The organism is Bacillus sp. AK031 (assembly GCF_053903065.1).
Genome location: NZ_CP096424.1, coordinates 163,871 through 175,704, shown reverse-complemented (window position 1 = coordinate 175,704; position 11,834 = coordinate 163,871). Strand labels below are relative to the sequence as shown.

10 protein-coding genes are annotated in these 11,834 nt (G+C 46.0%); 4 read left to right on the top strand and 6 right to left on the bottom strand.

The features are described 5' to 3' along the window. The first annotated feature begins 141 nt into the window (after window positions 1-141). The 3 genes from cls to M1E09_RS00825 are packed head-to-tail and all read left to right on the top strand — an operon-like array spanning window position 142 to window position 3,026. Entirely contained in the window at window positions 142-1,341 is a 1,200-nt protein-coding gene (gene cls / locus M1E09_RS00835; RefSeq protein ID WP_456273020.1) for a cardiolipin synthase, read from the top strand. Between the two features lie 51 nt (window positions 1,342-1,392). Beyond that, window positions 1,393-2,346 (top strand): UV DNA damage repair endonuclease UvsE, encoded by a 954-nt coding sequence (uvsE, locus tag M1E09_RS00830; RefSeq protein ID WP_456273019.1) that lies wholly within the window; start codon window positions 1,393-1,395, stop codon window positions 2,344-2,346. 17 nt (window positions 2,347-2,363) lie between these two features. After that, entirely contained in the window at window positions 2,364-3,026 is a 663-nt protein-coding gene (locus tag M1E09_RS00825) for a Dph6-related ATP pyrophosphatase (RefSeq protein ID WP_456273018.1), read from the top strand. A 76-nt stretch (window positions 3,027-3,102) separates the two neighbouring features. On the opposite strand, the gene M1E09_RS00820 is transcribed toward M1E09_RS00825, so the two are convergent. The 5 genes from M1E09_RS00820 to speE all read right to left on the bottom strand — a co-directional run bounded on the left by M1E09_RS00820 (window position 3,103) and on the right by speE (window position 8,434). Beyond that, on the bottom strand, window positions 3,103-3,282 hold the full coding sequence (locus tag M1E09_RS00820; RefSeq protein ID WP_456273017.1) for a XapX domain-containing protein: 180 nt from the start codon (window positions 3,280-3,282) through the stop codon (window positions 3,103-3,105). 681 nt (window positions 3,283-3,963) lie between these two features. Next, window positions 3,964-5,634 (bottom strand): arginine--tRNA ligase, encoded by a 1,671-nt coding sequence (gene argS, locus M1E09_RS00815; protein ID WP_456273016.1) that lies wholly within the window; start codon window positions 5,632-5,634, stop codon window positions 3,964-3,966. Beyond that, window positions 5,631-6,092, bottom strand: a complete 462-nt coding sequence (locus tag M1E09_RS00810; RefSeq protein WP_456273015.1) for a DUF1934 domain-containing protein — start codon at window positions 6,090-6,092, stop codon at window positions 5,631-5,633. The genes argS and M1E09_RS00810 overlap by 4 nt, the downstream gene beginning before the upstream one ends. Window positions 6,093-6,271: 179 nt before the next feature. Further along, complete coding sequence (gene speB / locus M1E09_RS00805) at window positions 6,272-7,144, bottom strand: agmatinase (RefSeq protein ID WP_456273014.1); 873 nt, start codon at window positions 7,142-7,144, stop codon at window positions 6,272-6,274. Between the two features lie 459 nt (window positions 7,145-7,603). Then, entirely contained in the window at window positions 7,604-8,434 is an 831-nt protein-coding gene (gene speE, locus M1E09_RS00800; RefSeq protein WP_456273013.1) for a polyamine aminopropyltransferase, read from the bottom strand. Between the two features lie 220 nt (window positions 8,435-8,654). On the opposite strand from speE, the gene M1E09_RS00795 reads away from it, so the two are divergent. Continuing rightward, window positions 8,655-10,724, top strand: a complete 2,070-nt coding sequence (locus M1E09_RS00795) for a transglycosylase domain-containing protein (RefSeq protein WP_456273012.1) — start codon at window positions 8,655-8,657, stop codon at window positions 10,722-10,724. Between the two features lie 496 nt (window positions 10,725-11,220). On the opposite strand, the gene M1E09_RS00790 is transcribed toward M1E09_RS00795, so the two are convergent. Further along, window positions 11,221-11,730, bottom strand: a complete 510-nt coding sequence (locus M1E09_RS00790; RefSeq protein WP_456273011.1) for a YwhD family protein — start codon at window positions 11,728-11,730, stop codon at window positions 11,221-11,223. Between the last annotated feature and the right edge of the window lie 104 nt (window positions 11,731-11,834).

Here is an 11,834-nt window from a genome sequence, read left to right as displayed (position 1 = left end):
ATTCAGTCAACGATTTTCCACCTATTTTTTTATAAAAGCAGGCAATTTAGCGTAACCCGTTTTCACAGGCGGGCTAAAGGGAAAAGATGATTAAAGGAAAGTTGGGCATACTACCTTTACTAGCAATGAAAGAGTGATTATATGTGGTTTTTTATCATTTTATTAATAACTGCGGCCATCATCGTCTGGGCTGTTGTTGATTTTCATTTCGGGCGGAAACATTTTGTCCGGAACGCATACCGGAGGGATTATCCCAAACGCCATAGCGACATTGAACTTATTTCTACCGGACCGAAGTTTTTTGAAAAAATGTTTTCCGACATTGAAGGCGCAACCTCCACGATCAACTGTCTCTTTTATACAGTCAAAGATGATCATTTGGGTAGGCAGTTTTTTGACCTGCTGGTAAAGAAGGCGAAAGAAGGTCTCAAGGTCCGCCTGATTATGGACAGGGGGGGAAGCTACCATATCTCAAAAAAGAAGGTTAAAGAATTAAGAGCTGAAGGCCTTGATGTCTATTTCTGTGAAAAGCCGCACCTCCCCTATTTATTTTTTTCCATCCAGCAGCGTAACCACCGGAAAATCAGCGTAATTGATGGAAGAATAGGGTACCTGGGCGGATACAATGTCGGCAGGGAATACATTGATGAAGACCCGGATCTGTCTCCTTGGAGAGATTACCATATGAGAATCGAAGGAGAAGGCACTGCCGACTTGCAGAAAGAGTTCTGCATCGACTGGCTGCGGGCATCCGGGGAAGAAATTCCGAGTAGCGGTGAATGTTTTCCCGACTTGCAAAAGGGGTCTGTTGAACATAGGTTCTTCCCTTCTGAAGGCTTTAAGATCGAGAGCCAGTTTGTCAATTTCATCTCTAATGCCAAAGAATCGATTTTCATTGGGACACCTTATTTCATCCCCTCTGATGAATTGATGAATGCGTTGATTGCGGCACTCAAAAGGGGTGTTAAGGTAACGATTGTCGCCCCTTATAAAGCTGATCATTTACTTGTAAAAGAGGCTTCTTACAAACACTACCGCAAACTGTTGCCGTACGGGGCGGAGATCCATCAATTCAGGGGCGGATTCTACCACGCCAAATTAATTATCGTAGACAAAAAATTCACTGATATGGGAACAGCCAACTTCGACTTGCGCAGCCTCTATGTCAATCTCGAACTGAATAACTTTGTTTACACTCAATCCTACGTTGACCAAGTGTTGGAGGAAGTGCAGAAGGATATTGAAGGCTCAACCCCTTTGAACCTGGACGAATTGAACTCGGTCAGCACATTCACGAGGATCAAAGAAGGAATCGCTTCAATGATTGCGATATTATTGTAATGAACCTCCCTTCCGTTGAGGGGAGATTATTTTTTGTACGGGAGTGAAATTATGCAATTACGGCTTGGATTTGTCGCCAATGCTCTGGCATTATGGGATGCAAGTCCCTCCAAAACGATGACATTTAAACGATACAGCGAACTCCCTGCTGAAGAACGGGAGCAAAAGCTGCTCGAAGTAACGGCAGCAAATCTTGAACATACAAAGCGCATCCTGTACTACCTGGCTTCACATGAAATCAATCTGTACAGAATGTCGAGTTCGATGGTTCCGCTTGCGACACATCCGGAAGTACAGTGGGATTTTGTTTCCCCTTTCCGCCGGGAATGGGAGGAACTTGGCGAGATCATCAAGAAGTTCAATATCAGGACAAGCTACCATCCGAACCAGTTCACCCTGTTTACAAGCCCGAAGGATACCGTTACGGATAATGCTGTGGAAGATATGGTTTTTCATTATATGATGCTTGAAGCCATGAATGTGGAGGACCGCTCACTGATCAACATTCATATCGGCGGTACCTACGGAAACAAAGAAGAGGCATTGGGCCGCTTTCATGAGAACCTGCGAAAGCTCCCCTCTCATGTAAAAAAAATTATGACACTTGAAAATGATGACAAGACTTACAATGTGGAAGAAACGCTGGAAGTCTGTGAAAAAGAGAAGATACCTATGATTCTTGATGTCCATCATCATGCTGCAAACACGAGTCCCGAGCCCCTGGAACACTACCTCCCAAGGATAATGGATACCTGGAAGCATCGTAATTTAAGGCCGAAAATCCATGTTTCTTCACCTAAATCTGAAAAAGCATTCCGGTCGCATGCCGATAATGTCGATATCGAATTTGTACAGCCTTACTTAAAAATGCTGAAAGGACTCGACCAGGATATCGATGTGATGATTGAAGCCAAAAATAAGGACCTCGCCATGCTGAAACTGACCGAAGATATCGCTAAAATCCGCGGGGTCAAACGGGTGAGCGGCGGAACACTAGTCTGGTAGCGGAAAGGAATTTCTCTATGAAAAAGAACGTTTGTTTATCGTGGAGCGGCGGACGTGACAGCATGCTCATGCTCAACCGCCTCCACTCTTCGCCAGACTGGAAACCGGCAGGACTGCTGACCACACTAGCTGACGAAGAAAAAAGAGTCATGATGCATGACATACCATTGTCATTATTGAAAAAGCAGGCAGAGGCACTTGGCCTTCCCCTCTTCCCGGTGATGATGAAAGCCGGAGCCAGCAATGAGGAATACGAGAACAGCATGAAGGCTGCCTTGAAATCCCTCGAAGCCCAAGGAATTTCAACAGTTGCTTTTGGTGATATCTTTCTGGAAGATATCCGCGCTTTTCGGGAAGAACAGATGAAAAAGTCGGCTCTCACCTCGGTGTTTCCTCTTTGGGGAGCTTCCACAAACGAGTTAAGCAGGGAATTTATCGAAAAAGGTTATAAGGCAGTTTTGGTTTGTGTGGATGGATCTCAGCTGGACCCTTCGTTTTTGGGAAGGGAGTATAATGAAGACCTGCTTCGTGATCTGCCGTCTGGAGTCGATCCGTGCGGGGAAAACGGGGAGTTTCATACGTTTGTTTATGATGGCCCCCTTTTTGCACGCAAAGTAGAATTTGAAGTGGAAGATACCACTCAGAAGTATGAGCGGTTTCATTATTTGCATATAAAATAGAACAGAGAAATCCCCCAGCATGCTGGGGGATTTCTCTGTGCAAGGCCTTGAGTTTTTTCTGCCCAGGCCTCCGCTATTATTTCATCATTGATTCAATCATCGGCTGCGCCCAGGCAAACACTTTGAAACCCAGGTAAATGCCGATGATGCCCGCTACTCCGGCAAATGCAGGCGGCGCTGGGATCGGCAGCTTAAACAGAGCGAAAATGAATCCGACAATAAAACCGGTTAGGATTGCTAAAATTACTTCTTTCATATCAGTACCTCCATGTCATCGTCTTTGTTTTCCAACCTATTCAACACGTATAAAGTGATTTCCGCTCCAGGCGTGCGACTCCGCGGGGCGTGCGGTGAATTAAAAAGCGGAAGCGGCCGCTCAGCGACGTACAGATTGGAGGGCTCTCGCATGAGATAAAGGAAACACAACGAACGTAGTGAGTTGATGTTGACTTATCGCAAGGAGAGAGACCGAAATCTGCTAGTCGCTGGCCGCTGGAGCTGGATTGGCCTCCTCGGCTTCGCCTGCGGGGTCTCACCTGTCACGCTAGTCCGCAGGAGGTCACACGCCTTCCGCTCCAATCGAGAAGCATTAAATCACCATAAAGGATAAGCGTGATAATAGGTAGGATAAGCTAAGATCTTCACCAATTATGTTTATTTATAAAAACATTCTTGTTTTTAGATTGCCCAGTATGAAGCAAACTATTTTTTTAATATAAATGCCTCGATTCTGGCTGCGATTTCATGTTGTGAGGTTAAAAAAAGGCGGCCTAGCATTGGCTTCGGCCGCCTTTTGAAAGAAATAGTCCAGTTATGCATCATCTACAAACATATACACAACTTATTCACAAATGTGTATAAGTTATACATCCACACATAAAAACTTAATACATTAACAAGCACATTGAAGTTGTTTTTATGCACAAACCTGAATGTGTTACATCTTGTCCGGAGCTGATACCCCAATCAGTTTCAATGCATTTTTCATCGTGATTCGAACCGCTTTAATCAAGGACAAACGGGCTTTTGTCATCTCGACATTTTCCATATCCAATACTTTTTCAGCATTATAGAAACTGTGGAACGCAGAAGCCAGCTCATTGATATAGTTCGCGACTCTATGAGGCTGGCGTTTTGATGCTGAATCCGCCACCACTCCCGGGAAGTCTCCCAGTTTTTTCAGAAGATCAATTGTCTTTTCCGTTTGCAGCAAGGAATAATCAACATCTCCTTCGAAAGAGATGCCCTGCTCTTCTGCCTGGCGCAGGATGCTGCAGATACGGGCATGGGCGTACTGTGCATAATACACAGGATTTTCATTTGACTGAGACACAGCCAGGTCAAGATCAAAGTCCATGTGCGTATCGGCACTTCTCATCGCAAAGAAATAACGGACCGCATCGAGGCCGACCTCTTCAACCAAGTCACGCATCGTGACTGCTTTTCCTGTACGTTTGCTCATTTTCATTTTTTCACCGTTTTTGAACAAGTGAACAAGCTGAATGACTTCGACTTCCAGGCTGTCACGTTTGTATCCGAGCGCTTCAATAGCCGCTTTCATGCGCGGAATGTAACCATGATGGTCAGCACCCCAGATGTTGATCAAAATGTCATGTCCACGCTCGAACTTGTCACGGTGGTAGGAGATATCCGGTGTCAGGTATGTGTAAGTGCCGTCATTTTTAATCAGCACACGGTCTTTATCGTCGCCCAATTCAGTGGATCGGAACCAGGTAGCCCCGTCTTCTTCATAGACATGGTTGTTATCTTTCAATGCTTTTAAAGCATCGTCAATCTTGCCGTTTTCATAAAGCGACGTCTCTGAATACCAGACATTGAATGGAACGCGGAAATCTTCTAGGTCCCTTTTCAATTTTTCCATTTCATATTTCAAACCGTACTCACGGAAAAATTTGTAGCGTTCTTCTTCAGATGCTTCAATATATTTATCGCCAAATTCTTCTGCCAGTTTTTTCCCGATCCCGATGATGTCCGCACCTTGATAGCCATCTTCTGGAACCTGCTTGTCATGTCCAAGTGCCTGGAAGTAGCGGGCTTCGACTGAAAGAGCAAGGTTATGGATCTGGTTCCCGGCATCGTTGATGTAATATTCACGTGTGACATTATAGCCCGCTTTATCCAGGACATTACACAGGGAATCTCCGACAGAAGCTCCGCGGGCATGTCCAAGATGAAGATCGCCAGTAGGGTTAGCTGAAACGAACTCGACATTGATTCTTTCGCCTTTTCCTGCATCCGAGCGGCCGTATTCATCGCCTGCTTCGAGAATGTTTGATACCAGCTCAGTCAGGTATTCATTCTTCATGAAAAAGTTGATGAACCCCGGACCTGCAATGTCAATTTTTTCAATCGAAGCTTCCTTCTGGTCGATGTTTGCCGCGATATCATCAGCAATCATTCTTGGCGCTTTTTTCGCAACGCGAGCCAGCTGCATTGCCATGTTCGTAGAGTAGTCTCCGTGTGACTTCTCCTTTGGTGTTTCTAGAATGACATCCGGAATCTGGTCCTCTGTCGCCAGTCCCGCTTTCAGGACAGCTGACTTTATTTCTGCTCTTAGTTTATCTTGAACTTGTTCTGCTATATTCATCGCTCTATTCCTTCCTCCTTGTACGAAATGTCCATATCATACCTTCCAACCGGGCTTCCCTGCATGAATAACTGGTAGGATAAGTTTATTTCACCGTCATTGGCATTCCTGTCCGCTGTGTGTGCCAGCTTCAGGGTTTTCGTCGTGATCATCAAAGTGCCGAGCTGGCTTTCGTAAGAGCCGGCCAATTCCTCGTCCTCTTTAAAAACCATCCTCATTTTGACCGCTCCGCTTCGCAGAATCAAGGCTTCTTCATCCTTTTTGATCTTGACGATCGTATGTATCGTTCCTTCTTCTTGAACTTCGTCATATTTAAGAAAAAAAGAATCTCCTTTTTCATAGTATCTGCCATTCGAGAACAATTCAAAAGAGTCTTTTTCATCACCGTGCTGTATGCGGGTTTTCAAGTGAATTTTGACCTCAGTCTGCTCATTTCCTCCACCTTTCAAACCTCTCACATCCTTTGTAAAATTTCTGTATTTCCATTACGTGCATCCTTAACTAACTAAGTATAAGAATAATCTCTCGAAAATGCAATGATAGCAGGGAGAATCGGTTCATCTTGGATGGACCAGCCATCAAAAAGAACTGCCCCATCAAAAGTCCATTTCTCCGGGGCAGTTCTTCTCAAGTGCTATTATTTCACCCAGCCAAGCATCATTTCGCGGATGAGCTTGCTTGCAGTGTTCGCTGTTTGTTCTGACGCGTCATAGATCGGTGCCACTTCAACAAGGTCGGCTCCGACTACGTTCACTTCCGAGCGGGCAATTTCATGGATGGAAGCGAGCAGCTCGCGGGAAGTGATTCCGCCGCAGTCCACGGTTCCTGTTCCAGGAGCATGCGCAGGATCCAGTACATCGATGTCAATCGTGACATAGACCGGGCGTCCGGCAAGCTTCTGAAGGATCTCCTTCAATGGTTCAAGCACTTCAAATTTTGAAATATGCATACCATTTTCCTTGGCCCATTGGAATTCTTCCTTCATTCCAGAACGAATTCCGAACGAGTAGACATTTTCAGGTCCGATATGCTCGGCAATCTTTCTTATCGGCGTCGAGTGGGACAAAGGCTCACCTTCATAGTGCTCACGAAGGTCGGTATGGGCGTCCATATGGATGATCGCCAAATCACTGTGCTTCTTCGCAACAGCCTTCATGACCGGCCATGACACCAAGTGCTCTCCGCCCATGCCGAATGGAATTTTGTTATCTTGCATCAGGCCGTCGATGTAGTCTTCAATCACATCGATGCTTTTTTGCGGATTCCCGAATGGAAGCGGAATATCACCAGCATCGAAGTATTTCACCTCATGCATTTCCCTGTCCAGATACGGACTGTACTCTTCCAGTCCGATTGAAACCTCACGGATGCGGGTCGGGCCGAAACGGGAACCCGGACGATAGCTGACCGTCCAATCCATCGGCATACCGTACAGGACAACCTTACTCTCTTCATAAGAAGGATGGCTGCCGATAAAAACATTTCCAGAATAAGCTTCATCAAAGCGCATATTTCATGACTCCTTTAAAAACTGGTATCGTACTAAAAAAGATATATAAGCGATTAAGGAACATTCGTCCTCACTATGATTTTCAGCAAGGTTCTATAGATTGTTGATTAAAAGGTACTGTTATAGTCAATAAAGCGTTGATTGGAGCGGAAGGCGTGCGATCTCCTGCGGGACTAGCGTGACAGGTGAGACCAAGGTTACGTACCCACTGGAACGTAACCCCGCAGGCGAAGCCGAGGAGGCCAATCCAGCTCCAGCGGCCAGCGACTAGCAGATTTCGGTCTCTCTCCTTGCGATAAGTCATCATCGAATCGCTGTCGCTCTTCGTGATTCCTTTATCTCATGCGAGAGCCCTCCAATCTGTACGTCGCTGAACGGCCGCTTCCGCTTTTTAATTCACCGCACGCCCCGCGGAGTCGCATGCCTGGAGCGGAAATCAACAACTCTTATCTAAACAAATTACTCAGTTAAATCTTTAACGAACTTAGGAAGCACAAAGCTCGCTTTATGAAGTTCTTTCGTATAGTATTTCGTTTCGATGTCATGGAAACGGTCTTCGCTCACTTCCAGAGGATCATGCTTTTTCGAACCGACAGTGAACGCCCACATGCCGCTTGGATAAGTCGGGATGTTTGCAGTGTACAAGCGTGTGATCGGGAAGATTTCCTTCACATCGCTCTGTACCTGGCGGATAAGATCTGCTTTGAACCAAGGGTTATCACATTGCGCAACAAAGATACCGTCTTCTTTCAATGCCTTCGAGATACCCGCATAGAATCCTTTTGTGAACAGATTCACTGCAGGACCAACAGGCTCTGTGGAATCAACCATGATGACATCGTATTCATTTTCACTCTTCGCGATGTGCATAAAGCCGTCGCCGACCTGCACTTCGACTCTCTCATTCTCAAGCTCGCCTGCGATTTCAGGAAGGTATTTCTTCGAATACTCGATGACTTTTCCATCAATTTCAGCCAAAACAGCCTTTTTAACAGAAGGATGCTTTAACACTTCGCGGATAACGCCGCCATCGCCGCCGCCGACAACCAGAACTGTCTCCGGGTTCGGGTGTGTGAACAATGGAACATGTGCGACCATTTCATGATAAACGAACTCATCCTTCTGGGAAGTCATGACCATCCCATCAAGATATAGCATGTTGCCCCACTCTTCTGTTTCGACCATATCAAGCTTTTGGAATTCTGTTTGCTCTGTATGTAAAGTTTTGTTGATTTTCATTGTAATGCCGAAATTTTCCGTTTGTTTCTCTGTGAACCAAAATCCACCCATTTTTCTTCATTCCTTTTCAAAATTAATTCTCGCGACCAGGGACAGACATCATCATAAATATCGTTCCCCAACTACATAAATACAAACATGAGAAAAAGTATAGTCTAATTTGGCAAAATTACAAGAAAAATATTTAATTTCTTCCTATATGTTTAAAATTTCCCTCTCCATTCCATACTGCTAATAAAATTGGCAGAATAATAGGAAAAGAGGGATACACTTGGAAGTCATCACAAGCTCCCGTTTAAAGAAAACGAAAAAATATGTGCGTGCTTTGATCATTCTCGGCTTGCTTTCTTCCCTGCTCATGCTGGCAGGACTGGCAGGCTTATTGACATATGCAAAAATCCAGGGCCCTCCTCCGCTCGCCGTCCCACAGTCGACCTTGTTTTTCGGAAGCGACGGATCCATCATCGGGGAAAGCAACAGCGGTGAAAAACGCTACTGGGTCAACCTTCAAGACATTTCCCCTGACTTGATCGATGCGACGCTGGCAATTGAAGACAAAGGGTTCTTCTCCCATCACGGATTTGATTTCAAACGGATAACGGCAGCAGGAATTGCCGACCTGAGAGCGATGGCAAAAGTGCAGGGTGCATCGACGATCTCACAACAGTACGCCCGGAACTTATTCCTCACCCATGATAAGACGTGGAAAAGGAAGATATCCGAAGCCCTTTATACCCTTCGCCTTGAGCTGAATTATACAAAAGAAGAAATTTTGGAAGGCTATCTCAACACCATCTATTACGGCCACGGAGCCTACGGTGTCCAGGCAGCCAGCCAGTTTTATTTTGGAAAAAGCGCAGCTGACCTGACTGTCGCAGAGGCTGCCATGCTCGCCGGAGTCCCAAAAGGCCCAAGCCTGTATTCTCCATTGGATTCTTTTGAAAAGGCAAAAACGCGCCAGGAGATCATCCTCAACGCCATGCAGGAAGATAAAATGATTTCCGAAGAGGCAGCAGCCAAAGCTAAAAATGAATCCCTCAAAATTGTAGGAGAGTTCCCTCATCAATCAGTGGAAACGGCACCCTATTTCCAGGATGTTGTTAAAAATATTCTCAGAAACCAACTTGGCATCGATGAGCGGACAATTGAACTCGGAGGCTTAAAAGTGTATACGACGTTAAATTCGAAACACCAGAAAGCAGCTGAGGAAGTCATTGGAAGGGAAATCAAGCCGGAATCCGATATCCAGGTCGGTTTTACCGCCATCAACCCGAAAAACGGACATGTCACGGCCATGGTCGGCGGCCGGGATTATGAGGAAAGCCCGTTCAACCGGGCAGTCCAGGCTGTCAGGCAGCCGGGCTCCACCATTAAACCGCTGCTTTATTATGCGGCAGTCGAAAAAGGATTCACCCCGTCAACGGCCATGCGCAGTGAACTGACAACCTTCAAGTTCGATGACGGCCAAAGCGAGTACTCGCCGCACAACTTCAACAACAAGTATGCCAACGATGATATTACACTTGCCCAGGCAATCGCCATTTCCGATAATGTGTATGCTGTCAAAACCCACCTCTTCCTCGGGGAAGAAACACTGGTCGATACAGCCAAACGATTCGGTCTCTCCACCCCGATAAAAAGTGTTCCCGCATCAGCACTCGGAACGTCCGGGGCACGTGTCGTCGATATGGTCAATGCTTATGGGATGTTCGCTAACGGAGGCAATAAAATAAGCCCTGTTTTCATCACAAGGGTAGAAAATTTCAATGGAGAGCCGATTTACGAAAAAGAATATAAAAAAGAGCAGGTTCTCGATCCTGATGCCGCTTTTGTAATGACCCATATGCTCAGTGGAATTTTCGACCCTAAACTGAATGACTATTCAACCGTCACAGGCATCACGATCCGGAAGCATACAACTCGGCCTTACGCCGGAAAGTCGGGAACAACGAACTCTGATAACTGGATGATAGGCTTTGCCCCGCAGCTGACGGCAGGGGTCTGGACCGGATATGATAAAGGAAAAGAAATTTCTCTCGTGGAAGATAAGTATTATGCGAAGAATATCTGGGTTCATTTTATGGAAGAAGCATTGAAGGATGAGCCGGTAAAATCATTTAAACCAACGAAAAACGTGAAGGGCTATCTCGTTAACCCCCATAACGGCAAGCTGGCAACAAAAGGCTGTCCAGTCCAGCGCTTCACCTACTTCATCAAGGGCACGCAACCGACCGAATACTGTACAGAACACCTGGATGAAAAAATCCTCGAGAAACCGCCGGAAACCAAGCCGGAAGAGGACAAGACTCCCTGGTATAAGAAATGGACAGAGTGGTTTTGATTTCTCTGTTGTTTATTAGGATGGTCTTACTCGTTGCGGGATATTTGGACAGGTGAGGCAGCCTATACATCGTTGAGACAGGTCTCTGACTCCCCCGAGATCAAGCACCAGCAGGATAAATTTATATCTTTAGGCTAGAAAGGACGTATTATAATCTTAGTCGATTGGAGCGGAAGGCGTGCGACCTCCTGCGGGATTAGCGTGACAGGTGAGACCCCACAGGCACAGCCGAGGAGGCTCACCGCACGCCCCGCGGAGTCGCACGCCTGGAGCGGAAATCACACCATTCCTCTTCATATACAAGAGATATAATCTATAGAAATATACGAAAAACCCCGGGTTTGTGCGAACCCGGGGTTTTTCATGTCCTAGTTTGTTTTGTGCAAACTGTGATTTAAGTTTACTTTTTTTCGGCTCAATGAGCAAGCTGTGAACGAGTGTTTCTAATAAATGTCATAATTCGTTCATACAATTGTCATAATTTGGCGCCTGCAATTCAAACAGACAACTCTTCTTTTAACTTATCTTCAGAACGTTCCCACATTCCTTCATCATGTGTCATCAGGAAGTCACGAAGAATGCCTTTTCCCTTATCATCCATATCATCCACGATTATATGGCGCTTGATCGATTTATCCATGCGGTTCACGTGCTCCGGAAGCGATTTATATCCCCTGCGCTTTTCCTGGTTCACGACCATCTCACAAGCCGTCACGCCTGCATAATAAGGTCCGTCTGCTTTACGGTCAATCGTCACCCATACAAGCCAGTAAAGCTTTCCGCCTGCAGAATCTTCGCGGTTGTTTGTAAATTTGATTCTTTTTTCGACAGCGCTGCGGGCATGCATCGCGCCGATGTCCACTACCGCTTCCCCTTCTTCAACATCGACGATGACAGGTGACACATTATCAAGGCTCAATGAACCGATTCCAAAGCCCCCATGCCCGTCTGTCGGATCGCTTTTGATGATATTAAAGCCCACATTGTTTTTCTTTTTTCCTTCCATTTAGAACAACCCCTTTATAATAGAGTAATGATTTCCGCTCCAGGCGTACGACTCCGCGGGGCGTGCGGTGAGCCTCCTCGGCTTCGCCTGCGGGGTCTCACCTG

Coding starts and splice junctions, on each gene's coding strand:
- cls (WP_456273020.1), top strand. CDS start 142: ATGTGGTTTTTTATCATTTTATTAATAACTGCGGCCATCATCGTCTGG.
- uvsE (WP_456273019.1), top strand. CDS start 1,393: ATGCAATTACGGCTTGGATTTGTCGCCAATGCTCTGGCATTATGGGAT.
- M1E09_RS00825 (WP_456273018.1), top strand. CDS start 2,364: ATGAAAAAGAACGTTTGTTTATCGTGGAGCGGCGGACGTGACAGCATG.
- M1E09_RS00820 (WP_456273017.1), bottom strand. CDS start 3,282: ATGAAAGAAGTAATTTTAGCAATCCTAACCGGTTTTATTGTCGGATTC.
- argS (WP_456273016.1), bottom strand. CDS start 5,634: ATGAATATAGCAGAACAAGTTCAAGATAAACTAAGAGCAGAAATAAAG.
- speB (WP_456273014.1), bottom strand. CDS start 7,144: ATGCGCTTTGATGAAGCTTATTCTGGAAATGTTTTTATCGGCAGCCAT.
- speE (WP_456273013.1), bottom strand. CDS start 8,434: ATGGGTGGATTTTGGTTCACAGAGAAACAAACGGAAAATTTCGGCATT.
- M1E09_RS00790 (WP_456273011.1), bottom strand. CDS start 11,730: ATGGAAGGAAAAAAGAAAAACAATGTGGGCTTTAATATCATCAAAAGC.